Annotated in this window: 21 protein-coding genes and 3 pseudogenes; 15 read left to right on the top strand and 9 right to left on the bottom strand. The window is 66.2% G+C overall.

Going from position 1 to position 24,912, the window contains the following annotated elements:
* The first annotated feature begins 44 nt into the window (after nt 1-44).
* The 7 genes and pseudogenes from ACZ9CK_RS00180 (at nt 45) to ACZ9CK_RS00150 (ending at nt 7,061) form a co-directional block, all read left to right on the top strand.
* Complete coding sequence (locus ACZ9CK_RS00180) at nt 45-1,040, top strand: LacI family DNA-binding transcriptional regulator (protein ID WP_426301534.1); 996 nt, start codon at nt 45-47, stop codon at nt 1,038-1,040.
* A 54-nt stretch (nt 1,041-1,094) separates the two neighbouring features.
* Nucleotides 1,095-1,955, top strand: a pseudogene (locus tag ACZ9CK_RS00175) (ABC transporter substrate-binding protein); the annotation flags it as partial.
* Between the two features lie 55 nt (nt 1,956-2,010).
* Nucleotides 2,011-2,166: pseudogene (locus tag ACZ9CK_RS00170) on the top strand (extracellular solute-binding protein); the annotation flags it as partial.
* A gap of 227 nt (nt 2,167-2,393) precedes the next feature.
* Nucleotides 2,394-3,365 (top strand): carbohydrate ABC transporter permease, encoded by a 972-nt coding sequence (locus ACZ9CK_RS00165; protein WP_476048889.1) that lies wholly within the window; start codon nt 2,394-2,396, stop codon nt 3,363-3,365.
* 131 nt (nt 3,366-3,496) lie between these two features.
* Nucleotides 3,497-4,264 carry a carbohydrate ABC transporter permease gene (locus tag ACZ9CK_RS00160; RefSeq protein WP_476048888.1) on the top strand — a complete coding sequence of 256 codons (768 nt, stop codon included), beginning with the start codon at nt 3,497-3,499 and terminating at the stop codon, nt 4,262-4,264.
* Between the two features lie 26 nt (nt 4,265-4,290).
* Nucleotides 4,291-5,655 carry a glycoside hydrolase family 172 protein gene (locus ACZ9CK_RS00155; protein WP_476048887.1) on the top strand — a complete coding sequence of 455 codons (1,365 nt, stop codon included), beginning with the start codon at nt 4,291-4,293 and terminating at the stop codon, nt 5,653-5,655.
* Between the two features lie 32 nt (nt 5,656-5,687).
* Nucleotides 5,688-7,061 carry a glycoside hydrolase family 32 protein gene (locus tag ACZ9CK_RS00150; protein WP_476048886.1) on the top strand — a complete coding sequence of 458 codons (1,374 nt, stop codon included), beginning with the start codon at nt 5,688-5,690 and terminating at the stop codon, nt 7,059-7,061.
* A 110-nt stretch (nt 7,062-7,171) separates the two neighbouring features.
* On the opposite strand, the gene pstB is transcribed toward ACZ9CK_RS00150, so the two are convergent.
* The 4 genes from pstB to pstS form a co-directional block, all read right to left on the bottom strand.
* On the bottom strand, nt 7,172-7,951 hold the full coding sequence (gene pstB / locus ACZ9CK_RS00145; RefSeq protein WP_476048885.1) for a phosphate ABC transporter ATP-binding protein PstB: 780 nt from the start codon (nt 7,949-7,951) through the stop codon (nt 7,172-7,174).
* Between the two features lie 48 nt (nt 7,952-7,999).
* Entirely contained in the window at nt 8,000-9,109 is a 1,110-nt protein-coding gene (gene pstA, locus ACZ9CK_RS00140) for a phosphate ABC transporter permease PstA (RefSeq protein WP_426301520.1), read from the bottom strand.
* A complete protein-coding gene (pstC, locus tag ACZ9CK_RS00135) occupies nt 9,109-10,041 on the bottom strand; it encodes a phosphate ABC transporter permease subunit PstC (RefSeq protein WP_476048884.1) in 933 nt (310 codons plus the stop codon). The genes pstA and pstC overlap by 1 nt, the downstream gene beginning before the upstream one ends.
* Before the next feature lie 133 nt (nt 10,042-10,174).
* Complete coding sequence (gene pstS, locus ACZ9CK_RS00130; protein WP_476048883.1) at nt 10,175-11,293, bottom strand: phosphate ABC transporter substrate-binding protein PstS; 1,119 nt, start codon at nt 11,291-11,293, stop codon at nt 10,175-10,177.
* A 210-nt stretch (nt 11,294-11,503) separates the two neighbouring features.
* Here pstS and ACZ9CK_RS00125 point away from each other — a divergent pair, with 210 nt between their 5' ends.
* The 4 genes from ACZ9CK_RS00125 (at nt 11,504) to disA (ending at nt 16,085) form a co-directional block, all read left to right on the top strand.
* The gene (locus ACZ9CK_RS00125) at nt 11,504-12,631 is read left to right on the top strand and encodes an FUSC family protein (RefSeq protein WP_426301514.1); all 1,128 of its coding nucleotides are present in this window, start codon (nt 11,504-11,506) and stop codon (nt 12,629-12,631) included.
* Nucleotides 12,632-12,669: 38 nt separating this feature from the next.
* Nucleotides 12,670-14,043, top strand: coding sequence for a DNA repair protein RadA (radA, locus tag ACZ9CK_RS00120; RefSeq protein ID WP_426301512.1), 1,374 nt, complete (start codon nt 12,670-12,672; stop codon nt 14,041-14,043).
* 102 nt (nt 14,044-14,145) lie between these two features.
* Nucleotides 14,146-14,769 (top strand): Pr6Pr family membrane protein, encoded by a 624-nt coding sequence (locus tag ACZ9CK_RS00115; RefSeq protein WP_476048882.1) that lies wholly within the window; start codon nt 14,146-14,148, stop codon nt 14,767-14,769.
* A 239-nt stretch (nt 14,770-15,008) separates the two neighbouring features.
* Entirely contained in the window at nt 15,009-16,085 is a 1,077-nt protein-coding gene (gene disA, locus ACZ9CK_RS00110; RefSeq protein ID WP_426301508.1) for a DNA integrity scanning diadenylate cyclase DisA, read from the top strand.
* Between the two features lie 55 nt (nt 16,086-16,140).
* Here disA and ACZ9CK_RS00105 read toward each other — a convergent pair whose 3' ends face one another.
* The gene (locus ACZ9CK_RS00105) at nt 16,141-16,866 is read right to left on the bottom strand and encodes a hypothetical protein (RefSeq protein WP_426301506.1); all 726 of its coding nucleotides are present in this window, start codon (nt 16,864-16,866) and stop codon (nt 16,141-16,143) included.
* Between the two features lie 376 nt (nt 16,867-17,242).
* Between ACZ9CK_RS00105 and ACZ9CK_RS00100 the strand changes: the two are divergent.
* From ACZ9CK_RS00100 to ACZ9CK_RS00090, 3 genes and pseudogenes are all read left to right on the top strand, one after another.
* Nucleotides 17,243-18,062 (top strand): annotated as a pseudogene (locus ACZ9CK_RS00100) (A/G-specific adenine glycosylase).
* A gap of 50 nt (nt 18,063-18,112) precedes the next feature.
* Nucleotides 18,113-18,535 (top strand): DUF3592 domain-containing protein, encoded by a 423-nt coding sequence (locus tag ACZ9CK_RS00095; protein WP_426303356.1) that lies wholly within the window; start codon nt 18,113-18,115, stop codon nt 18,533-18,535.
* 89 nt (nt 18,536-18,624) lie between these two features.
* Nucleotides 18,625-19,116: a hypothetical protein gene (locus ACZ9CK_RS00090; protein WP_426301504.1), complete on the top strand. Its 492-nt coding sequence runs from the start codon at nt 18,625-18,627 to the stop codon at nt 19,114-19,116.
* A 96-nt stretch (nt 19,117-19,212) separates the two neighbouring features.
* Here ACZ9CK_RS00090 and ACZ9CK_RS00085 read toward each other — a convergent pair whose 3' ends face one another.
* Both ACZ9CK_RS00085 and ACZ9CK_RS00080 read right to left on the bottom strand, forming a co-directional pair.
* Entirely contained in the window at nt 19,213-20,175 is a 963-nt protein-coding gene (locus ACZ9CK_RS00085) for an alpha/beta hydrolase (RefSeq protein ID WP_426301502.1), read from the bottom strand.
* A 37-nt stretch (nt 20,176-20,212) separates the two neighbouring features.
* Nucleotides 20,213-20,929 carry an alpha/beta fold hydrolase gene (locus ACZ9CK_RS00080; RefSeq protein WP_426301500.1) on the bottom strand — a complete coding sequence of 239 codons (717 nt, stop codon included), beginning with the start codon at nt 20,927-20,929 and terminating at the stop codon, nt 20,213-20,215.
* A gap of 257 nt (nt 20,930-21,186) precedes the next feature.
* Between ACZ9CK_RS00080 and ACZ9CK_RS00075 the strand changes: the two genes are divergently transcribed.
* Nucleotides 21,187-23,508: a helix-turn-helix domain-containing protein gene (locus ACZ9CK_RS00075; RefSeq protein ID WP_426301498.1), complete on the top strand. Its 2,322-nt coding sequence runs from the start codon at nt 21,187-21,189 to the stop codon at nt 23,506-23,508.
* 61 nt (nt 23,509-23,569) lie between these two features.
* On the opposite strand, the gene dhaM is transcribed toward ACZ9CK_RS00075, so the two are convergent.
* Nucleotides 23,570-24,265, bottom strand: coding sequence for a dihydroxyacetone kinase phosphoryl donor subunit DhaM (gene dhaM, locus ACZ9CK_RS00070; protein ID WP_476048881.1), 696 nt, complete (start codon nt 24,263-24,265; stop codon nt 23,570-23,572).
* A complete protein-coding gene (gene dhaL / locus ACZ9CK_RS00065) occupies nt 24,262-24,912 on the bottom strand; it encodes a dihydroxyacetone kinase subunit DhaL (protein WP_476048880.1) in 651 nt (216 codons plus the stop codon). The genes dhaM and dhaL overlap by 4 nt, the downstream gene beginning before the upstream one ends.

Here is a 24,912-nt window from a genome sequence, read left to right as displayed (position 1 = left end):
AAACGTTCGCGCAATCGTTTCGCTAGTTCGCCAAAGGAGCCGCAGTGGCAACCATCGTTGATGTCGCAACCCTCGCGGGAGTGTCGACGTCCACCGTCTCCCATGTGCTGAACGAAACCCGCCACGTGGAACCGGAGACCCGGGCACGGGTCCTCTCGGCCATGAAAAGCGTCGGCTACCGTCGCGATGCCCTGGCCAGGTCCCTGCGCCGCGCCAGGACGGACTCGATCGGCCTGGTAGTGTCCGACGCCGGCGAGCCGGCCTTCGCGGACATGGTCCACGGCGTCGAGGAAGCGGCCGCCCGGCGCGGACTTTCCCTGCTGCTTGCGAACTCGGCGGAAGACCCCGCGCGGGAACGCACGGCCGTGGAAGCCCTGCTTGACCGCAGGGTCGATGGCCTGATCCTCGCCAGGGCCGCCGGCTCCGGTGCCGGCCTGCTGGCGAGAATCCGCCAAGAGAAGAAACCCCTTGTCCTCCTTGACCGGATGGCGGACCTGGATGTTGACCAAGTGGGTGTGGACAACGAATGGGCGATGACCGCGCTGGTGGATCACCTGACCGGCAAAGGCCATGAACGCATCCTGCTCGTCGCGGGGGACCTCAGGGTTTCCTCGCTCAAGGAACGCTACGACGGGTTCCTCGCCGCCATGGAAGCACGCGGCCTGGCCACTCCCACCAGCACGGTCTGCGAGGGAACATCGACCACCGAAGGGACCTTCGAGAAAGTAGGCAAACTCCTCCGCACAGCACTGCAACGGCCCAGTGCCGTCCTGGCCTCAAGCACCCTCCTGGGCGCAGGGGCACTGAGGGCAATCCAACAGGCCGGCTTCAAGATCCCCGAAACGATGGCGTTTGCCACATTTGACGGTTTTGCATACTCGGACCTGTTCACCCCCCAGATCACCACGGTCCGGCAGCCGGCCTTCCAGCTCGGCGAAGAAGCCGTCGGCCTGCTGATGGGACGCATCGAGAATCCTTCGGGCCCCACACGGGTTCTCCGGCTGGAATCCTCCATCGAGTTCCGGCGGTCGACCGAGTAGCACCCCAATCTCCCCCAACACTCCACCCGAATTCATCATGCAAAGGAGCAACACATGAAAAAGTCCCTAAACGTTGCCGTGGCAACCATGGCGGTATCTGCCCTTCTCGCACTAACCGCCTGCGGGGGTCCGCAGGCCGCCAACGCCCCGGCCGCAGACGGTCCCTACAAGGCGCCGGCCAAGGACATCACCGCAACCATCTCCGTTTCCAACTGGGGCGATCCCGGCGACAAGGCCGTCTATGACAGCGTTGCGGCACGTTTCAAGGAGAAGTACCCCAACGTCACTGTGAACAATAACTTCACACCGATCACCACCTGGACGGAGTACGTCAACAAGCTGGTGACGCAGGCTGCCGCCGGTCAGGCACCGGACGTCATCAACATCGCCACCGAGGGCGTGCAACTCGGACTGGACAACGAACTCTTTGCTTCCCTGGATGGCTTCCTGAAGAACGATCCGGAAGCGAAGGCCCTGCAGGACAACATCGACCCGAAGCTGCTCGACGGATTCCGCAAGGACGGCTCAACCTACCTGATGCCGAACACCTTCAACACGATGGTGATCTACTACAACACCAAGATGTTCAAGGAAGCGGGCATCGCGCGCCCCAGCGACGACTGGACCTGGGATGACTTCCTGGAGATCGCCAAAAAGCTCACCAAGGGCTCCGGCGCCGATAAGGTCTACGGCTTCGCCCTCCCCTACTACTCCTTCGGCATCACTCCGTGGCTGTACTCCAACGGAACGTCCATGATGAGCGATGACCTGAAGACCTCGCAGCTGACCGACCCCAAGTTCCAAGAGACCATCGCCTGGGTCCGCGACCTGGTCACCAAGGACGGCGTTGCCCCGCAGCCCAAGGGCTCGGACCCCTACCAGCTCTTCCCCGCAGGAAAGGCAGCCATGACCGGCGCCGGGCACTTCGTCACGGGCGGGCTTCAAGAAGGCAGGCTTCTCGGACTACGACATCCTGCCTTGGCCGAAGAAATCCACCAAGGCAACGGTCTTCGGCGCCGGCGCCTTCGCGATCTCCAAGACCTCCAAGAACCCGGAACTGTCCTGGGAATTCATCAAGATGCTGACGGACCAGCAGACGCAGAAGAAGTGGGCCGACGCCGGCTCGGCAGTACCGTCCACGAAGACGGCGGCTTCCTCCAAGGAATTCCTGGCCAGCCCGGAACACGCCAGCGAGTTCTACAACTCTCTCTCCTACGCCAAGCCGGTCGCGGCGCCCGGCGCCTACAACGTCCTGGACCCGGCCTTCATGCGGGCGATGGATGAGATCATGTCGGGCCAGGACATCGCGGCATCCCTGAAGAAGGCCAACCAGGATGTCGAGGCGGCCCTGAAGTGACAACCACCACCCACAAGCACTCGTCGGCCGCGCTCCCCCCGGGGGGCGCGGGCCGGCCCACGGGCCCCGGCCTCACGGACCGGCTCAGCACCGTGCAACGCAAGGATGCCCTCACCGGCTACGCCTTCACGGCTCCAACCATCATCGGGTTCCTGGTGTTCGTCCTTGGCCCGCTGCTCGCCGCCTTCTACCTCAGCCTCACCAAATACAACATCCTCACGGCACCCAAGTTCGTGGGCCTGGACAACTACATCCGGATGTTCAGGGATGAGCGCCTGGCCACCACCTATGGGAACACCGTTCTCTACGTTGCGTCCGCGGTGGTGCTGATCAACGGATTCGCCCTGGTGTTTGCGGTCCTCATCAACCAGCGCCTCCCCAGGGCGCTCACCTACATCTTCCGCTCCGCTTACTTCTTTCCCTACCTGGTGGCCCTGGTCTACGTCTCCATCATCTGGCAAGCCCTCTTCCAGAAAGACACCGGCATCCTGAACTACTACCTGGCAGGTATGGGCGGGGAGAAGATCGACTGGCTCAACAGCCCGGAGTTCTCCAAGGTCTCGGTGATCATCGTCGACACCTGGCGCAATGTCGGATTCTCGATGCTGATCTTCGTCGCGGCCCTGCAGGAAGTCCCGAAGGACATGGTGGAAGCGGCCCGGATGGACGGCGCCAACGAGTGGCAGGTCTTCCGCCGCATCATCATCCCGATGATCAGCCAGGCCACGTTCTTCAACATCACCATCACCATCATCGGCGCCTTCCAGATCTACGAGTCCATCATTGTCCTCACCCGCGGCGGTCCCGGCGACGCCAGCCGCAGCGTGGTCATGTACATCGCCGAAGTTGCCTTCAACAAGTTCGACATGGGCTACGCCTCAGCCATCGCGGTAACCCTGTTCCTCATCATCATGCTGGTGACGATGGTGCAGTTCCGCCTCAGGAAATCGTGGGTGAACAATGAGTGAGTTCAGCATCTCCGCCGCCCCGGGCCGCCGGACGGACAACGCAAGCCGGACGGACCGCAAGAAGCCGCACCGCCGTCGGGGTCTGGGGAAGGCGGTCTCGGTCTCCCTGCTGGGTGATCGGAGCCGTCGGAATGATCGCCCCGTTCCTGTGGATGTTCACAACCTCGCTCCGGGACGCCGGCCACGCGTACGACCTGCCGCCGCAATGGCTGCCCACGCAGTGGCAGTGGTTCAACTACGCCGACGCCGTCACGGGCCCCGTGCCCATCCTGAAGAACATGCTCAACAGCGCTGTGATCGCCATCGCCGTCAGCATCGGGATGATCATCACGGCACCCATGGCGGGGTATGCCTTCGCCAAGCTCGAATTCCCTGGAAAGACCCCGATCTTCGTGGGCCTGCTGTCCTCACTCATGGTGCCGGCCCAGGTGACGATCATTCCCTTGTTCCTGCTGATGCGCACCTTCGGGCTGCTGGACAACCCCTTGAGCCTGATCCTTCCCGGGATCACCGGCGCCCTGGGCGTCTTCCTGCTGCGCCAGTTCTTCCTGGGGCTGCCGCAGGAAATCATCGACGCCGCCCGCATGGACGGTGCAAGTGCCTGGCAGACGTACCGCCTGGTTGCCCTGCCGCTGGCTAAGAACGCGGTCAGCACCCTGGGAGTCATCACCTTCCTTGGCAGCTGGAACGCCTACTTTGCGCCGTCGATCTTCCTCAACAGCACCGAAACCGCCACCCTCCCGCTCGGCCTGGTCCTCATGCTCGGTCCCTATGGAGCCGGCAACGTCGCCCAGGTCATGGCGGCAACCACCATCGCGATCGCCCCGGCCCTCATCGTCTTCCTCGTGGCCCAGCGGTGGATCATCGCAAGCCTCACCCAGTCCGCCGTCAAGGGCTGACTACTTCCGAAAGGACAAGCAACATCATGTCTTCAAACACCCGCTCCGGCCTGCTCTCCAGCCTCACCAAGCTCTCCGACGCACGTACCGCACGGGCATCCAGCTGGGACCAGACCGGCCGCAACCGCGACAACTGGATCATCATGCCCGGCGAGGAACGCGTCCTCGCCGACCTTGAGGGCCCCGGCGCCATCACCCATATCTGGATGACCCAGTCCTGCCGCATCCAGCCCGGCCCGGGCCAGATCTCCCCCGAACTGGTGGGCGTGCCGATGCTGGAGATCCACAACGCGCTGGGCGTCAGCTGGGAAGTCGTGGACCCGGACTACTACCGCAAGATCGTCCTGAAGGTTTACTGGGACGACCAGGAAACGCCGAGTGTCATCGCGCCCCTGGGTGACTTCTTCGGGCTGCTCAACTCGCTCTCGGGTTCCTACGATTCCCTGCCGCTTTCCGTGTCGGCCAAGGAAGGGGAACTGAACACCTTCGGCGGCAGCGCGGCGTTCAACAGCTACTTCGAAATGCCCTTCAACTCCCGGGCCCGGATCGTGGTCGAAAACCAGAACGACATCCCGTACCTGCAGTACTTCTACATCGATTACGAGCTCTACACCGAACCGCTTCCGGAAGACACCGCCTACTTCCACGCCCACTGGCGCCGGCAGAAGCCCAATGCCGGCTGGGGCCCGGACCTGCAGACCAACAGCATCGAGGTCACCATCCCAAACCTCACCGGGGAGGACAACTACGTGGTGCTGGAAACCGAAGGGCAGGGCCACTACGTGGGCTGCAACCTCGCCGTGCGGCACTTCCAGGGCTCCTGGTGGGGCGAAGGCGACGACATGATCTTCATCGACGACGACACCTGGCCGCCGAGCCTGCACGGCACCGGCATGGAGGACTACTTCGGCCACGCCTGGGGCATGCAGCACAACGCGTTCATGATGAACGGCACCATGGTCCACGAGGAAAACGTCCCCGGCTTCCACCACAGCTACCGCTTCCACATGACCGATCCCATCCGCTTCCAGAAGCGCATCAAGGTCACGTTCGAGCACGGCCACGCCAACCATCTCTCGGATGACTGGTCCTCCACCGCCTACTGGTACCAGACCCTGCCGTCCCCTGCCCTGGATATCGCCCCGGTGGCAGACCGGCTCCCGCTGCGGCCCCGCGAGCAGGTGGAGGAGCTGCCCCTCCCGGTGCTCACCCCCGCCCAGCAGGCAGCACGGGATGCGGCGGCCGAGCGCATGAAGAAGTTCACGGAGGTCCGCGATGCGGTGCGTGCCGAGCGCCGCGCGGAAATCGACCAGTGGGAGCAGGGCAATGTCAGCCAGGCCCGCGACGTCCGCGAGCGCTACCTCGCCTCCCAGAGCGTCCCGGCGAACTAATCCACTTCCCCGCAACAGACGAACGGATCAGCATGACTTCCCCCACTCCCCGCCCGGCCTTCCACTTCACGGCAAACAGCGGCTGGATCAACGACCCCCTCGGCCTCACCTGGAAGGACGGCACGTACCACCTCTTCTACCAGTACGTCCCCGGCCGGACCAGCTGGGCCTCCAACTGCCACTGGGGCCACGCCACCTCCCCGGACATGATTGCCTGGACCGAGCAGGGCGTCGCCGTAGCCCCCGGCGACGGCGACGACGGTGTCTGGTCCGGCTCGATCGTCACCGATTCCGAGGGCAAGGCCACCATGTTCTACACCTCCGTGACCGAGCCGGGCATCGGCATCGGCACGATCCGCACCGCAACCCCCGGCGACGACAGCTGGGACAGCTGGACAAAGGGCGGCAAGCTCATGTCCGCCCCCGGTGCCGACGTCATCGCTTACCGGGACCCCTTCGTCTTCCGCGACGGCGGACAGTGGCGGATGTTTGTCGGGGCAGGTCTCGACGGCGGAACCGCCGCCGCGATCTCATACAGTTCCGCGGATCTCGCCGAATGGACGCTGGACGGCATCGCGGCCCGGCGGCCCGGCAGCGAAAAGGACCCCGTCTGGACCGGAGCCATGTGGGAATGCCCGCAGTTGTTCGAGATCGACGGGTCCCACGTCCTGGTCACCTCGATCTGGGAAGACGACGTGCTGCACTACGTGGCCTACGGCGTGGGCAGTTACACCGACGGAAAGTTCGAGGCCCGGTCCTGGAGCCGGCTCAGTTACGGCAAGAGCTACTACGCGCCGTCCTTCTTCCGCGACAAGGACGGGGCGCCGTCGTTGATTTTCTGGGTGCGCGGCGTGATCAGCCCCGCAGATGAGACGGGCAGCGGACAGTGGGCCAGCGCCCTCAGCGTCCCGCACACGCTTTCCCTCGACGGCGACACCCTGGTGGCCGTCCCGCACGCGGACCTCGGCAAGTACTCGACGACGGCCCGGCTTGAGCAAACGGGAGACGCAGTCTTCGAAACCGTCCTGGCAGAGGGCGCAGACCTGCGCTGCACGGCCGTCTCCGGCACGGTCATCAGCCTGGATGCGCTCGAAGGAACGTTGCTCAGGATCAGCCACGACGGGAATGAAGCCCGGGTCACGGCTCCCGGGAATGCCGACTTCACCGGCGTCGCCTTCCCCCTCGCGGAAGGCGCCGAGCTGCGCATCATCGTGGACGCCGGCGTCGTGGAACTCTCCGGCCCGGAAGGCATCATGGCCGTTCCGCTGCCCATCGTGGACAGCCCGGTCACGCTGGCACTGGCCGGTTCGGGGGACGAGCCGCGACTCAAGACCGTTTCCCGCCCGGCGCCGGGTCCGGAACTGCCGTACCTGGCCAGCACTTCCCTGCCCTACCTGCTCGGCTAGCCCGGCGGCAAAAAGCACGACGGCGGACGCCACCCCCAAGGTGACGTCCGCCGTCGCTGTTTTCCGGCTACCCCAACAGAAGCCGGAGCCTGTGCCCCTACGAGCCGGGGCTATCCGAAGCGGCCGGAGACGTAGTCTTCCGTGGCCTTCTGGGCAGGGTTGTTGAAGATCGTGGTGGTGTCCGCGAACTCAATCAGCTTGCCGGGCTTGCCGGTGCCGGCGATGTTGAAGAACGCAGTCCTGTCCGAAACACGGGCGGCCTGCTGCATGTTGTGGGTCACGATCACCACGGTGTACTCGTCCTTGAGCTCGTTGATGAGGTCCTCGACGGCCAGCGTGGAGATCGGGTCCAGGGCGGAGCAGGGCTCGTCCATGAGGATGACCTGCGGCTCCACGGCGATGGCGCGGGCGATGCAGAGGCGCTGCTGCTGGCCGCCGGACAGGCCCGAGCCCGGCTTCTCGAGCCGGTCCTTGACCTCGTTCCAGAGGTTGGCGCCGCGCAGGGAGCGCTCCACGAGCGCATCGGCCTCGCCCTTGGAGATCTTCTTGTTGTTCAGCTTCACGCCGGCCAACACGTTGTCGCGGATGGACATCGTTGGGAACGGGTTGGGCCGCTGGAAGACCATGCCCACCTGGGCCCGCACGGTCACCGGGTCCACGCCGGGGCCGTAGAGGTTGTCGCCGTCGAGCAGCACCTCGCCCTCCACGCGGGCACCGGGCAGGACCTCGTGCATGCGGTTCAGGGTGCGCAGGAAGGTGGACTTGCCACAGCCGGACGGGCCGATGAAGGCGGTGACCGACTTGGCCTCGATATTGATGTTGACGCCCTCCACGGCCAGGAAGTTGCCGTAGTAGACGTTCAGGTCCTTGACGTCGATCCGCTTAGACATGGTGTTCCTTCAGTGCTGAGGTGGAAAGAATATGGAGGCGGCCCGGCGTCATCGGCCGGCCTTGGGGGCGAAGATCCGCGCGATCAAGCGGGCTGCGAGGTTCAGCAGCATCACCAGGATGATCAGCACCAGGGCCGCGCCCCAGGCCCGCTGGTCCGAGGGACCGGGGTTGGAAGGCGAGGTCGGGTTGAGGATCTGCGTGTAGATGAACGTGGGCAGCGAGGCCATCCAGCCGCCGAAGACGTTGTTGTTGATGGTGGTGGCGAAGCCGGCGGTGACCAGGATGGGAGCAGTCTCACCGATCACGCGGGCGATCGCAAGGGTGACGCCGGACGCGATGCCGGAGATCGCCGTCGGGATGACCACTTTCAGGATGGTCCGCCACTTCCGCACGCCCAGCGCGTAGGAGGCCTCGCGCAGTTCGTTCGGGACGATCTTGAGCATTTCCTCGCTGGAGCGGACCACCACCGGGATCATCAGCACCGAAAGCGCGACGGCGGCGACGGCACCGGTCTTGGTGCCCGGGCCGACGACGGCGAAGAAGAACGCCGCTGCGAAAAGGCCGGCCACGATCGAGGGGATGCCGGTCATGACGTCCACGAAGAAGGTGATGGCACGGGCCAGGGGGCGGCCGTTGCCGTATTCCACGAGGTAGATCGCGGTGAGCAGGCCCACGGGCACCGAGATGACGGTGGCCAGCAGGGTGATCTGTACGGTGCCGATCAGCGCGTGGTAGACACCGCCGAGCACCTTGGTGCCTTCTTCGACGGCCTTGTTGTCGAACGCGCCGGTGACCCCGTTCATGGACGTGCCGAGGAACCCGGGGGTGAGGATTCCGGGGATGCCGTTGACCAGCACGGTCCAGATCACCGAAACCAGGGGCAGGAGCGCAACGAGGAACGCGCCGACCACCAAGCAGGTGGCCAGCTTGTCCTTGGCCTTGCGGGCGCCTTCAACCACGCCGCTCCAAGCGACCAGGCCCAGGGTGAAGAGGGTCGCGGAAACCACGCCCCAGCTGAAGACGTTGAAGCCGATCAGGGCGAGGATGGCGGCGCCGAGCACCAGGGCGGCGGCGAGCACCACATAGGGTGCGTACGCCGGCAGCTGGCCCTTGGTCAGTGCGGAGCGCTTGCGGGTTACGGGGGCTGTGAGGGTCATTAGTTCGCTCCCGAGAATTCTTTGTGCTTGGTGATGATCCAGCGCGCCACCATGTTCACGCCCAGGGTGATGACGAACAGCACCAGGCCGGCGGCGATCAGGGTGTTGACCTTCAGGCCGCTGGCCTCGGGGAAGTTGAGCGCGATTTCGGCGGCGATGGTCTGGTTGCCGCTCTGGATGAGGCTTGCCGTCAGGACGCCGGAGGAGAGCACCAGGGCCACGGCCATGGTTTCGCCGAGGGCGCGGCCCAGGCCGAGCATGACGGCGCTGATGATGCCGGGACGGCCGAACGGCAGCACGGCCATCTTGATCATTTCCCAGCGGGTGGCGCCGAGGGCGAGCGCGGCTTCCTCGTGCAGCTTGGGGGTCTGCAGGAAGATTTCGCGGCTCAGGGAGGTGATGATGGGCAGCACCATGACGGACAGCACGATGCCGGCGGTCAGGATGGTCTTGCCGGTGGCGGACGCGGGTCCCTGGAAGATCGGCAGCCAGCCCAGGTTGTTGGCCAGCCAGTCATAGGCCGGGGCGATTTCCTTGGCCAGGAAAGCGGCACCCCAGGCGCCGTAGACAACGGAGGGGATAGCGGCAAGGAGGTCCACCACGTAGCCCAGGCCGGAGGCGAGGCGGCGCGGGGCGTAGTGCGAGATGAACAGCGCCACGCCGATCGCCACAGGGGTGGCGATCACGAGGGCGATCAGGGCAGCGATCAGCGTGCCCAGGACGATCGGCCAGATGTAGGCGATGAAGCCCTGGCCGCCCTGGATGTCTGCCGCCGGGGCCACGAAGGCCGGGATGGCCTGGACAACCAGGAAGAGTGCGACGCCGAACAGGACGGCGAGGATGAGGCATCCCGCGGTCATGGCGGCTCCGGAGAAGACCTTGTCCCCGGCGCGCCCGGCGCCCTGGGAAGTGGTCAGGGAGTTGGTGGTCACGTCTACCTTCAGCATCAGTGCGGAAAATGGCCAAGTTCCCCGCCCCGCCGGGATGGTGTGCCATCGGCGGCGGGACAGGGAACTGCGGTGTTCCAAACCGGCGGCACCGCGGTGCCGCCGGCCGGAGCGGTCCTTAGGACTTGGCCTTGATGGACTCGATGGCGGCCTTGGCCTTCTCCTGCAGCGCCTTGGACAGCGGTGCGGACTTGGCGGCGTCAGCAGCAGCCTTCTGGCCCTCTTCGGAGACTACGTAGCTCTCGAAAGCCTTGACGAGGTCCGCGGTTTCCTTCTTGTCGTAGGTGGTGCAGACGACGTGGTAGGAGACCAGGACAACCGGGTAGACACCGGCTTCGGTGGTCTTGCGGTCCAGCTTGATGGCGACGTCGTTGGCGGCGCGGCCGTCAGCCTGCTTGCTGACCTCGACTGCCTTGGCGGCAGCCTCGGGAGAGATCTTCACGAACTCGCTGCCGACCTTGATCTGGGCAACACCCAGCTTGCCGGAAACGGCGGAGTCGTCGGCGTAGGTCACGGCACCGGGGGTGTCGGTGACGGTCTTGACGACGCCGGAGGTGCCCTTGGCGTTCTCGCCCTTCAGGGAAGCCGGCCATACACCGTCGGCCTTGTCGGTCCAGACGTCGGCGGCAGCGGAGGCAAGGTAGTCGGTGAAGTTCTTGGTGGTGCCGGAGTCGTCGGAACGGTTCACCGGGGTGACCTTGAGGTCCGGGAGCTTGACGTCCGGGTTCAGGGCAGCGATTGCGGGGTCGTTCCACTTGGCGATCTGGCCGCGGAAGATCTTGGCGACGGTGGCGGCGTCGAGCTTCAGTTCCTTGATGTCGGGCAGGTTGAAGGCCACGGCGATCGGGGAAATGTACACCGGGATGTCGATGGCGCCTTCGGGGCCGCACTTGGCCTTCGAGGAGGCGAGCTCTTCGTCCTTGAGGTAGGCGTCGGAGCCGGCGAACTGGGCGGAGCCGTCGATGATCGCCTTGCGGCCAGCGCCGGAGCCGTCCGGGGAGTACTGCACGGTGGCGCCCTGGTTGGCGGAAGCGAAGCCGGTCTTCCAGGCGTCCATGGCCGCGCCCTGAGCGGAGGAGCCGATGCCGGTCAGGGTGCCGGTGACCTTGGTACCGGCGGCGGCCTGGCTGCTGGCCGGGGAGCCGGTTGCGTTGTCGGAACCACAAGCGGTGAGCGCCAAGGCGCCAGCTGCGATGACCGCGATTGCCGCGTTGCGGCCGAAGCGAGTTGCCTTCACTTTGATGTACCCCTTCCAGGGATTCTCAGATGCGTGCCGAGGAGGGTCGGCTGTTGGGAGATTCGTACTCGTTTTGTACCTTGATCGACGGTAAGAGCCTCAGGTAACGGGATCGGCGGTCCAAGGTGAACGGCGGGTGAACGGAAGCGGACCATTCCCTTACATCTGCAGCGCCGCCCTTGCGTCTTTCATGCTGAATAGACTTGAGGCATGGACGCCCCGCCCGGACTCTCAGCCACCTCGAAATTTCTTCGGACGCGGCTGCGAACAGGCATCACCCGGACCCGGAAATCGGTGGTCCCCGCCGTCCAGATGACCGTCTGTGCCGTAGGCGCCTACGCCTTCGCCGAACACGTCCTTGGCCACACCGGCCCCCTCTTCGCAGCCACGTCCTCCCTGATCGCCCTCGGTTTCTCCCGCGATCCCCGCCTGCGCCGGGTCATGGAGGTGGGCCTTGGCTGCACCCTGGGCATCGTGGTGGGCGATCTGCTGGTGCACTGGCTGGGCTCCGGGGTCTGGCAGGCCGCCATCGTCCTGCTTTTCTCGATCCTGCTGGCCCGTTTCCTGGACAGCGGCACCATCTTCACCACCCAGCTCGGGCTGCAGTCGCTGCTGGTCGTGCTGCTCCCGGCGCCGCCGGGAGGTCCGTTCACCCGCAGCCTGGACGCCGTCGTCGGGGGCGTCTTCGCGCTGCTGGTCACGGTGCTGATGCCGAAGGATCCGCGGCTGGAACCGCGGCAGGACGTGCGGAAACTGCTGGACGAACTGGCGGAGGTGCTTCGCGAATGCGCTGACGCGATGATCGACAGCGATTCCACCATCGCCTGGCACGCCCTGGTCCGCGGCCGCAACTGCCAGCCGCTGGTGGACCGGATGCGCCAGTCGCTGCGCGCCGCCGGCGAGGTGGCCACGCTTGCCCCGGCGTACCGCAAGCACCGCGACGAGTTGAACGCGATGGAGGCCTCGCTGGACTCGATCGACCTCGCCCTGCGCAACAGCCGGGTGTTCGCCCGGCGGCTCACCAGCGCCATCAACCACACCGCCCTCACGGACGAGGCGACGGACAACATTTCCGGGGTGCTGCGGGATACTGCCGCCGCGGTGGACGAGCTTGCGCTGGGCCTGGCGGAAGTGCACGACGGCGCCCGCCGGGCCCACATGCGCGTCGCCCGGCAGGACCTCGCGGACATCGCCACCCGGCTGCACCCGAAGCTGCTCAGCGTCCAGAAGCTGGAGGGCGAAACCGTGGTGATGCTTTTCCGCCCGCTCATGGTGGACCTGCTCGAGGCCGCCGGCATGGAACCCGCCGAAGCCCGGGACGCCCTGCCGCCGCTGTAGCGGCTTTCCTGTCGCACCCCTCCACTAGCCTTGTACGCATGGCTACCAAGACCTCCCGCGCCTCCAAGGCCCCCGCGTTCAAATGCGCCGAATGCGGCTGGACCACCGTCAAGTGGGTGGGCCGCTGCGGCGAGTGCCAGGCGTGGGGAACCGTTGAGGAGTCCGGCGCCACGGTAGCGCGTACGACGGCGGCCGCCACCGTTCTGGAGCCCGCCCGCCGGATTGCCGAGGTGGACGGTACGACGGCGGCGTTCCTGCCTACCGGCGTCGACGAACTGGACCGGGTGCTCGGCGGAGGGCTGGTTCCCGGCGCGGTGATCCTGCTGGCCGGGGAGCCGGGCGTCGGGAAGTCCACGCTGCTGCTGGATGTCGCGGCGAAGTTCGCCCGCACGGGCCAGGACGTCCTGTACGTCACGGGCGAGGAATCCGCCGCTCAGGTGAAGCTGCGCGCGGAACGGATCAGTGCCATCGCGGACACCCTCTACCTGTCCGCGGAAACCGACCTCGGGCAGGCGCTCGGGCAGGTGGAGAAGCTCGAACCCAAGCTGCTCATCGTGGACTCCGTGCAGACCCTCAGCAGCACAGAGGTGGAGGGCAGTGCCGGCGGGGTTTCCCAGGTCCGTGAAGTGGCCGCGTCCATCATCGCCGCCGCCAAGCGCCGCAACATGACCACCCTGCTCGTGGGACACGTGACCAAGGACGGCTCCATCGCCGGTCCGCGGCTCCTGGAGCACCTCGTGGACGTCGTGTGCCAGTTCGAAGGCGAGCGCCATTCCCGGCTCCGGCTGCTGCGCGCCGTCAAGAACCGCTACGGCGCCACGGACGACGTCGGCTGCTTCGACCTCAACGAAGCCGGCATCGAAGGCCTCGCCGATCCCAGCGGACTCTTCGTCTCCCGCACCCGCGAACCCGTTTCGGGCACCTGCATCACCGTGACCATGGAGGGGCGGCGGCCCCTGCTGGCCGAGGTGCAGTCCCTGCTGGCCGAAAGCGCCAATTCCCAGCCACGGCGCGCCACAAGCGGCCTGGACAACTCACGGGTTTCGATGCTGCTGGCCGTGCTGCAGCAACGGGCCGGCTGCATCCTGCACAAGGACGACTCCTACGTGGCCACCGTGGGCGGGGTGAAGCTCAGCGAACCGGCCACGGACCTCGCCATCGCCCTGGCCGTGGCCTCGGCTAAGTCCCGCAAGGCCCTCCCGCAGCGGCTCATCGCCTTCGGCGAGGTGGGCCTGGCGGGCGAGGTCCGCCCGGTCCCAGGCATCAACCAGCGGATCCACGAGGCCCAGCGCCTGGGCTTCACGCACGCGGTCGTTCCTGCCAGCCCCAACGGGCCGGGCCCCGTCCCGGAAGGGTTCTCCGTGCGGGAGGTGGCCCATGTGGCCGAGGCGCTGGAACTGCTGATCAGCTGAGTTTGGTCCTGGGCTGAGTTTCGTCGCTCGCGCCGGTCGCGTAACTCCCGGCGCGGGGGTGTCGCGCGGCGGCGGTGCCCGGGGGTGCGGAAGAGTGGTTCCATGACCAAAAGAACGGTGCTTATTGGGGGACGCTTCTTCTTCGGCCTCTTGACCCTTGTCGCCGTCGGGACGCAGCTGGCCGTGCACATCAGCCTGCGCTACGACGTGTGGAACTTCTTCAGCTACTTCACCAACCTGTCCAACCTCTTCGCCGCCGTGGTGCTGCTCGTCAGCGGTTACCGGCTGTTGGTCCGCAAACAGCCCACCGAGCTGGATGAAACCACCCGCGGCACGGCCACCATCGCAATGGCAATCGTGGGCATCGTCTTCGGCGCGCTGCTTACCGGCCAGGATCTGGGCTCCATGCTTCCGTGGGTGAACTTCGTGGTGCACTACCTGATTCCGGTGGTTGTCGTGGCCGACTGGCTGTTCCAGCCGCCGCGCACCACCATGACAATCCGGCACCTCTGGTACTGGCTCGTCTACCCCATCGCGTACCTGGCCTACAGCCTCATCCGCGGGGCCTTCGTGAACTGGTACCCGTACTGGTTCATCGACCCCGCACGTGCCGGCGGCTGGGGCGGGGTAGCACTGTTCGCGGTGGGCATCGCCGTCGGCTTCCTGCTGGTCAGCCTCGCGATGCTCCGCCTCGGCAACAAGCTCGAGCGCCAGGCGGATTACTGACAGCCGATTGCTGACAGCGCATTACTGACAAAACGGCCCTCCGCGATGATGCCCGGAGGGCCGTTTCCCGCCCTCTCCCGGCAGGGCACAAACGGGCCACTTTGAGGCTTGCTTGTGCGGTTAAGGCATGCGCGAGGATCTATCATTGTCCTAGCCGCTGCCGGGGCACTTTTCCTGAACATCGCCGGCACTGATGCCGGACCGGTTACGGGGTCCTGCCACCTTCGAAGGGAACACGCATGGCCCGAAGTCCCGAGGAATCGCTCAAGGCGACCTTGGCAAGAGTCGCGCCCGGCACCGCGCTGCGGGACGGACTTGAGCGCATCCTGCGCGGACGCACCGGCGCCCTGATCGTCCTGGGCTCGGACCGCACCATCGATGCCATCTGTTCCGGCGGCTTCGAAATCGGCATCGAGTTCTCCCCGACCCGGCTCCGCGAACTCGCCAAAATGGACGGCGCCATCGTCTGCGACAAGGATGCCAGCAACATCGTCCGCGCAGCCGTGCAGCTGGTCCCCGATTCCAGCATCGAAACCCAGGAATCCGGCACCCGGCACCGCACCGCGGAGCGCGTCGCCATCCAGACCGGAGTGCCCGTCATCTCGGTCAGCCAGTCCATGCAGATCATCGCCCTGTATGTAAACGGGCTGCGGCACGTGCTGGAAGGTTCGGAGAAGGTACTCGCCCGCGCCAACCAGGCCTTGGCCACGCTCGAACGCTACAGCGCCCGGCTGGACCAGGTCACCAGTTCCCTTTCGGCGCTGGAAATCGAAGCCATGGTCACGGTCCGCGACGTCGCCGTCACGCTGCAGCGCCAGGAGATGGTGCGCCGGATCGCCGAGGAAATCGCCCAGTACGTGCTCGAACTCGGCGAGGACGGACGTCTCCTCTCCTTGCAGTTGGAGGAGCTCACCATGGGTCGCGGCCCGGGCAGCGACGTCATCATCCGCGACTACGCCGGCGACACCGCCTCCCCCGAGGACATCGACACCGCCGTGCAGGCCCTCATGGACCTCGGCCCCACCGAGCTGATCGACCTGGGCAGGATCTCCAGCATCATCGGTTTTGCCGGCGGCATGGATGTGCTCGACGCCGGTGTGCAGCCGCAGGGATACCGCCTGCTTGCGGGGCTTAAGTCGGTTCCGAAGGCTGTGGCGGACCGCCTGGTGGAGCATTTCGGCGGGCTCCAAAACCTCATGGCCGCCACCATCGAAGACCTTATGACCGTGGACGGCATCGGGGACCAGCGCGCCCGCACGGTCCGCGAAGGCCTCAGCCGCATGGCCGAGGCGAGCCTCCTGGACCGGTTCCTGTAACTCCGGCCGCTTCCCGTAACTCCGGCCGCCGCTCACCGGCTAGGTCCGTGCGCGGCTAGCGGAGCTGGAAGACGGCCTTCGGGCTGACCTTGTTGCCCAGCGACGCCGTGAAAACATAGGTGCCTGCACCCGGCTTGGCATTCACCACGCTGCAGCCTTCCGTGGTGCGGTTGCGCTGCCAAACGAAGTTCGCAGTCTCGCTCTTGCCGGGCAGGATGGTCTTCACCAGGTCCTCGGCCGTTGCCTGGCAGTCCCGGGAAGAGAAAATCCGGTCCGCCCCGCTGGTCACCTGGAACTCCATCTGCGAGGTTCCCACGTTGACCTGGCACGGTGTGGTGCCGCCGTTGGTGACCTTCATACCCAGCACAGGATTCTTGCCCGCGGCATAGGACCCTGCGTCCGTGCTTGCGGCAACGGTGACCAGGTTCAGGTCGCACACGGGGCTTGCCTTGGCGGAGGGGCTTGCAGTGCCCGAGGCGCCGGGCCCCGGGGTACCGCTGTCCTGCGGCTGCGGGCTGTTGCCGGGCTGCGCGGCGGGCTCGCCCCTCCCGGCAAAGGAGGACGCGATTGCCACGACGCCGGCGGTCATCAGCCCCAGCACGATCAGCAGGCCAACGAACACCACCAGGCGACGACGGCGGTACACGGCCGGGCTCGGCCTGCGGCGGCCGTTGCGCCGGGCGCCTCCGGTTTTCGGGCGGGTTGCGGCCGGGGTCCGGGCACCGTTGCCTGTTGTACGCGTTCCGCGCACGCCTGACGTTTGATTGCCCTTGGTGACCATATGACTAGGCTAGGCAACGCCCGCCCCGGATGCCGCCACACCACGCCGCCGCCGGCGCTCCCGGCCGTATGAGCTGCCTCATGTCACTCCCTCCATCCGCGGAACCCGGGCTCGGCTACAGTGGAGGGCAGGAATCGGCGGCCGCGCGGCCGCAAAGCACGCAGCCGCAACAAAGGGTCCCATGTCATCGCCAACAGTCCCGGAACCGACGAGCACCCGGCCGGCCCGCAAACAGCAGACCCCATCCCGGCAGCTCAAGGCCCACCAGCTCGACGCCCTCCACCAGGAGCTGGACCGCTGGTTCACCGCAAACGCCCGCGAACTGCCTTGGCGCGAAGCCGCCTGCAGCCCTTGGGGCGTGCTGGTCAGTGAGGTCATGCTGCAGCAGACTCCCGTGGTGCGGGTGCTTCCGGTGTGGCTGGATTGGATGGAACGCTGGCCTGAGCCCGCGGACCTTGCCCGGGAAGCCTCGGGCGAAGCGGTGCGCCACTGGGGCCGGCTGGGCTATCCCCGGCGTGCGCTGCGGCTGCACGCGGCCGCCGTCGCGATTGTCGAAGAGCACGGCGGCAAGGTACCCGGAACGTACGAAGACCTGCTGGGCCTCCCCGGTGTCGGCGACTACACCGCGGCGGCAGTTGCGGCGTTCGCATTCGGCGGGCGCGAAACGGTGGTGGACACCAACATCCGCCGCGTCCACGCCAGGCTGGTGTCCGGAACGGCCCTTCCGGCGCCATCGCTTACCGCCGCGGAGATGCGCCTGGCCGAAGCCCTCATGCCGGAGGACACGGCACTGTCCGTGCGCTGGAACGCCTCGGTCATGGAACTGGGCGCGCTGGTGTGCACCGCCCGCTCCCCCAAGTGCTCCGACTGCCCGGTCCGCGGCGAATGCGCCTGGCTGGCGGCAGGCGAGCCGCCGCCGTCGTACGTCCCCAAGGGACAGGCCTGGCACGGAACTGACCGCCAGCTCCGCGGCGCCGTGATGGCGGTGCTCCGCGTGGCAGAGGCGCCCGTGGCGCGCGGACTTTTCGAACGGGCACCGGCCGACCTCGGCTTCGCCGCCGAAGGAACCGCTGTTCCGCTGGCCGCGCTGCACCGCCTCAACTCCGCACCCCGAACAGCTTGAGCGGGCGCTGGACGGGTTGGTGCGCGACGGCCTGGCGGAACTGCACGACGGCGACTACCGCCTGCCCGCCTGACCAATACCCGCAGCGGAATTCCACGCGGAACGGAGACGAACTTGAAAGCCGTGATCTACATTGTCTGGGCCCTGTTCCAGATCGGCGCGATCGCCGCCCTGGTGCACACGGCCCGGAAGGCCAGGCGGCAGGAAACACGGACCGCCGGCTGGCCCAGGGTCCAGGCAGTGGTGACCGGCAGCACGGCGGGCTGGTCCGGCGGGGTCGGCGGTTCCGATCCGTCCCGCCGCTACTTCCCCACCTACCAGTTCAGCGGGCCGGGCGGGCAGCTCTTCAACGGCACCTCGGACGTTCCTTCCGCGGAGGTCCCGGCCCCCGGCTCGTACATCGAAGTCGCGGTGAACCCGGCCAATCCCCACGAGTCGTTCCACCAGTCCACCAAAGAGAAGGTGGGCATCGGCTGCGCGATCGCGTTCTTCGCCGTCTTCGCAGTGGTCTCGTTCTGGTTTATCGGCATCTTCCCGATCGGCTGAGCGTTACCGCTCCGCGCGGCACCATAACGATGTCGGCAAGCTTCCGCGCGAGCCGTTCCGGCCTGTGTGCGCCGGTCCTACCCTGAGGTATGCGCAAGTTATGGGCGGCTGCGGCATTATGCACGGCGGCGTTGCTGGGCTCCGGATGCCAGCCGGAGTCAGCGCCGTGCCCGGCCATCGCCATGGCACCGGTGGTGGGCCTGACCATCGCGGAGGACTATGTGCCGAGTGTCCAGGGCATACATCTGCGGGCATGCCAGGACGGCAAATGCAAGGAAGCCGACTTGAAACTCCTGCCCGGCAGCCGGTCCATCCCGCAGGCGTGCAGCACGGGCCCGGACGGTACCTGTTCGGCGACGATGTCCCCGGACGGAACCATGTACGGCCTCCTGGACATGGGGGTCCTCACCGCTTCCCCGATCAGTGCGAAGGTCACCGGCACGGCGTCCACCGGCAGGCCGCTTCCGGTCCGTACCCTCGACTTCACGCCCAAGAGCCTCAAGCCTTTCGGTGAGAAGTGCGGGACGGTCATTACGGCCAACCTCGTGCTGGATGCCACGGGACTCAAGCAGGCTCCCTGAGCCGGGGCGGGCGCCGTGCCAGCTGGCTTTTCCTGCAGGATAACTGCTTGGCTGGCTGACCGGATGCTCCCGGCCGGCCAGCCAAGCAGTCACGGCTCATGCACCAAGGGCAGCCTTGAGGACCGCAACCGCCTGTCCGATTGCAGCTGAAGCAGCGCGAGTCTCATGCATCGAATTGACCATGACAAAGTCATGGATGATTCCGCCATAGCGGACCTGTGTCACAGGGACGGAGGCTGCCCGCAATTTGCGGGCAAATGCCTCGCCTTCGTCACGCAGAACGTCTGCTTCAGCAGTGATCACCAAAGCCGGCGGAAGGCCGGCGAGTTGTGCGCTTGTCGCCCGAAGCGGGGATACCGTGATCTCCGCGCGCTCTGCCTCACTGCTTGTGTACTGGTCCCAGAACCATTTCATCCCATCGCGGGAGAGGAAGTAGCCCTCCGCGAACTCTTCGTAGGATGCCGTATCGAAGTTCGCGTCAGTAACGGGGTAGAACAGCACCTGCTGTTTGAACGAGACATCGCCGCGCTCCTTCGCCATGAGCGTCAGGGCTATGGCCATGTTTCCGCCTACGGAATCACCCGCGACAGCCATCCGGGAACCGTCCAGTCCCTTGCCCGCCCCGTGGGATGCCACCCACTGCGCCACGGCATAGCTCTGTTCATTGGCAACCGGGTACCGCACCTCCGGAGAACGGTCGTACTCCGGGAACACAACAGCGGCTTCTGCCCCGACGGCGAGATCGCGCACCAAGCGGTCGTGGGTATGTGCGTCTCCGAAGACCCAGCCTGCGCCGTGTGTGTAGAGAATGACCGGGAGCGTCCCCGTGCTCCCCTTTGGCCTGACAATGCGCGTGCTCACGGCTCCAGTGGGGCCGCCGGGCACGGTAATCCATTCCTCGTCGATTTCGGGTTTCCAGATCTGGCTCTCCTGGACCCCGTCCACCGCTTTCCTGCCTTCCTCAGGAGTGAGCTGGTAGAGGAACGGTGGCTCGCTGGTGGCGTCCACGAACGCCTGGGCTTGCCGTTCAAGAGAGATGTTGTGCGGATTTCCGCTCATGGGATGTTCCCTTCTATTTCTTCGAAGACGCCGGCGATCAGGAAAGTTCTGCGATGGCGTCCGTGATGAACTTCGCAACCTCTTGCGGGTGCGTCATCATGACGAGGTGCGGTGCGTCGAGCTCCAGCACCTTGCGCGCTTTGGCGCGCTCGTAGCCGAAACGTTCAACGTCGGGATTGATGGTGTGGTCGGCGCTGGAGACAATCCCCCAGGCGGGCTTGGTTTTCCAGGCTGCCACGGGCGCCGCCTCACCGAAGGCGACAGCCGAGAGGGGGCGCTGGGAAACAGCCAACACGCGGCTTACGTCCTTCGGGACCCCCGCGGCGAAAATGTCGGGGAAGGCCTCGGACTTCACCGAAACATCGGTACCTGGATCGGAGCCGTCGATGGGATAGGGCGAATAGACGAGGTTCCCGGCAAGGTCGGAGTCCGGGAAACCGCCTTGCAGGGCGCCGAGGCTTTCGCCTTCGTCCAGCGCATAACCGGAGACATAGACGAGGCCGACGACGTTTTCGGCCGCACCGGCTACGGTGATGACCGCGCCACCGTAGGAGTGGCCCGCAAGGATCACCGGACCGTCAATTTGCTCGACAAATGCCTTGATGTAGGCGGAATCTCCGATAAGGCTGCGATTGAATACCGGAGGAACGGCCACCTCGTATCCCTCATCGAGCAGCGCCCGGGTAACGGGCGCCCAGCTTGCAGCGTCAGCGAACGCGCCATGCACCAGGACGATGGTTGGAGTTTTGGACATGCGGCTGTCTCCTTGGGGTCTTGTTTGCGACGGCTGGGTACTTGTGGGGTCCAGGCTGTTTCGGACCCCTTGCCAGTCCACAGCAGGGCGGCTGCAGGCGCCATGAAGAAAGGACGCAGAACCGGAATTCTGCCAACCGCGGATACTCTTTACCTAGTCGTGGCCACGTGGACGTACGTCATGTTGGCTTCCCCTTGCCGGACATGACGTTCCCTCCCACGGGCAGGAACTCCGTACCGGAAGGGATGGCAGCGCGTATGCCGGAAAGATCAGTGGTGACCGCCGCCGAGGATTTGCCCGGGTTGCCTACACCGCCGTTGGGGGTCTTGCTCCGCGCACACCGCGAGCGCGCCGTAATGTCCCTGGAGTATCTGGCGGAGCTGTCCGGGATCAGCGACCGGACCATCAGCGACATCGAACGCGGTGTCAGTACCGCCCCGCAGCGCCGCACCCTGCTGGCCATCCTCGCGGCCTTGAAGCTCCCGGACACGGAACGGGACGAGTTCCTGGGTGCCGCCCGTGCTGGGAAAAGTCCAGCGGCCGCCAGCAGGTCGGCGTCTCTTGAGCCCCGGCGCCTGCCGGATTTCACCGGCCGCACCTCCGAGATGGCAGAACTCCTGGCGTTCCTCGAAGTGGAACCGGAGGATCGCGTTGTGGCCCCGGTGGCAATCCTCCACGGCGCTCCCGGAATGGGAAAGACGGCAATGGCAGTCGAGGCCCTGCACCGCCGGCAGGAAGATCAGGCGATGGCCTTGTTCGTGGACCTCAACGGCCTGGATGCCTTCCCCCTGACCCCGTTGCAAGTCCTTCAGGCATTGCTCAGGCAAGCTCTGCTTCCGGGAAGGGAGGTCCCGAAAACACTGGCTGCAGCCGCGTCGCTTTGGCGGGAGTTCTCGGCCGGCTCCCCCGTGGCCGTGCTTCTGGACAATGCGGCAAGTGAAGCCCAAGTCCGTCCGGTGCTGACAACCGGGCACAAAGGCGTTGTTGTGGTGACATCGCGGCGAAGCCTTGCCGGGCTCGAAGGTGTGGGCCGGTTTCCTGTGGGGCCCCTCCCGCCAAGCGAAAGCGAAGCCTTTCTGGCCGAGATAGTATCCGCGGGCCAGCGCGGGGAGTCACTCCGGGATCTCGGCGTTCTATGCGACCACATTCCGCTGGCCTTGCGGATCGCAGGCAACCGCCTGGCCAGCCAGCCGGGCTGGACGGTGAGCGACTTCCTGGACCGCCTCGGTTCCGAAGAACGCCGGCTGCGCGCGCTGGTGGCAGGCGATCTCGCGGTGGAGGCCGCGTTCAGCTTGTCCTACGAGCACCTCAACGAGGAGCGGCAGCAGCTTTTCAGGAACCTCTCCCTCCTCAAAGGCACCACCTTCAGCCCCCCACTTGCAGCTGCCGCCATGGCAGCAAAGGGCATCGATGGCGCCCCGGATATCGAGGAAGGCCTGGATGAACTGGTGGACCTGGGCCTTGTCCAGGCACTTACCGGCAACCGGTACCGCCTTCACGACCTCCTGAGGCTCTACGCCGCGGGCCGGCTACGCGCGCAGACAAGTGCCGAAGACATCGCTGCGCACCGCACATACCTTCGCGCATGGCTATTGACGACCACCATCAACGCCGGAAACCGTTTCGAGCCCCACCCGGCACCCGGGCTGATTCGCGGTATCCCGGGGATGGAATTCGGCGATTCGGCACAGGCAAGGCACTGGCTCCAGTCGGAGACTCCTGATTGGTACGGGGCCTATCAAGACGCCGTCACGCGGCAGGACCACCAGGATGTGCTGAAGGTTGCGGGGTCCCTGCACTGGTTCGCCGGCATCTGGGAAAGATGGGGAAACTGGCATCGGCTCTTCGCCGATTCCGCCGCGGCTGCGGGTGCCGTGGGAGACAAGGAGCTGGTTTCAGCGCACCTCGGGTTTCTCTCCTTCGCCTACAGCAACGAGCGCAATGATCCGGAACGTGCGCTCAAGACAGCAATGCTCTCCTTGGATGCCGCGGTAGAGGCCCAGAACACCGTCAGGCAAGGTTGGGCGCATCTCTATATCGCCCTGAGCCAACGCGGCCTCGGGAAGATCCAGGAAGCCATGGCCAGTGCCAACAAGGCCATCGCGCTCTTCGAAGCCGTCGGGGAGATCGAAGGTCAGGGACCGGCGATGATGCTCAAAGGCAGCATCCACCAGATGTTGGGCCAACTCGACGTGGCAGTGGTTGTCGCCAGAAACCTGCTGGAACTCCTCATGGCCAGCAAGATGCCGGCCAACGTGGCCGACTTCATCGAGTTCTACGCCCTTCAGCTGCTGTGCGGAGTGCTGCACGAGCTGCAACGCTACGACGAATGCATAGAGGTCGCGGGGAACGCCCTGGCCGTCGCGGAAAAGATGCAATGGCATCTGGGACGGGCTTCAGCCCTCTATCACAGGGGCAAATCATATGACGCCCTCAATAGGCATACGCTCGCTGTTGAAGACCTCTCCCGCGCGCTCGGTCAGGCTGTCACGGCCGGAGACAAACGGCTCGAAACCGCAATCCGGGGGATGGCCGGCGAGCTGAAGGACAAACTGGCCTCCGTGCGCGGCGGCTCTTGACCCATGCTCAGCCCTCTTCGTCGAACGAGCGCCGGTACCCGCCCGGTGTACTTTGCCCGCGTCAGGGTTCGCCGAAGCCTTCCTCGACCAGGCGTCGCACGTAGGCCACAGCTTTCGCGGCGTCCTTGCCCCGTGCCTCAACGGCAAGCTTTCCACCCTGGCCGACGGCGAGCGCCATCAGTTCCATCATTGACGTGCCGTCGACGCCGTTGATGGTCACCTCTGCGTCCAGCCCGGCAAGCCCCCCGGCGATCCTGGCCGCCGGGCGGGCATGGATTCCCGCGGCGTTGCGCAGGACGAATTCTCCGCTCTCCTCCGGAGCCGCGGGAATTCCATCGTCCGGGCCCCCGACGCCGGTGCTGCCGCCGCCGCTGCCGAAGCGCACCGCTGCGGCCGCCGCCTTCACGGCCGGCGCATCCGCTCCGCCTTGCGCGGCTACTGCCGCCGCAACGACCCCCTCCACCAAGGGAGCGTCGGCCAGCAGCACCTCCTTCGGCGCGCTGCAGAACTCCACCGCGGCTTCCGCCGTCATCACCGCCGAGCCGAGGTCCGTCAGCACCACAACACCGGCGCCCGCCGCAGATTCCAGCGCCGATTCGAACGCCGCCAAGACGATTTCGAAGCTGGTGCCGATCCTGCCGTCCTCCGTGCCGCCCGCGGCGAAAAGGCCGACGTCGGGGGCCATCTGCCCGGCAAGTTCAACGGCCCCTTCGGCGATCCTGGCGCTGTGCGAAACCACCACCAAGGCAACCGTCACGCCGTCTCCCCGTCGGGGAAGCCCGCCGCGGTGGCCGCGGCCCGCAGCAGCAGCGCCGTGGAGACGGCCCCGGGATCGCGGTGTCCGGCGCTGCGTTCGCCGAGGTAGCTGGCGCGACCCTTCCTGGCCACCAGCGGATCCGTGGTCACGGCGCCCACCTCCGCGGCCTCGGCAGCCGCGGCAAGCACGGCAACGGCGTCCGCGCCGAGGGTGACGGCCTCATTGGCCGCCTCCACCGCCGGGGTCCAGGCGTCCACCATGGTCTTGTCCCCGGGCTCGGCCTTGCCCCGCGCCACGATCCCGTCCCGGGCTGCCCCAAGGGCGGCGGCGAGCGCGGCGGAGTCGATTTCCGTCGAGGTTCCCAGCGAAGTGGCGGCGCGCAGGTAAGCCGTACCGTATAGCGGCCCCGCCGCCCCGCCCACCTTGGACATCAGGGCCATCGCGGCAAGCTTCAAGGCCGCGCCGGGCGTGTCCGGGGCCGCTTCGGCGATCTTCTCCAGCACGGCCTGGAAGCCGCGGTCCATGTTCTCGCCGTGGTCCGAATCGCCGATTGCCCGGTCCAGTTCGATAAGCTCCACACGGTGTTCGGACATCTTCCGTGCCGAAAGCTGCAGCCATTCAATGGCCCAGTCGACGCCTAACCCCAC

The organism is Arthrobacter sp. TE26545 (assembly GCF_056279005.1).
The sequence above is the reverse complement of the archived record's forward strand: the minus strand, read 5'-3'. Positions and strand labels throughout refer to the sequence as shown.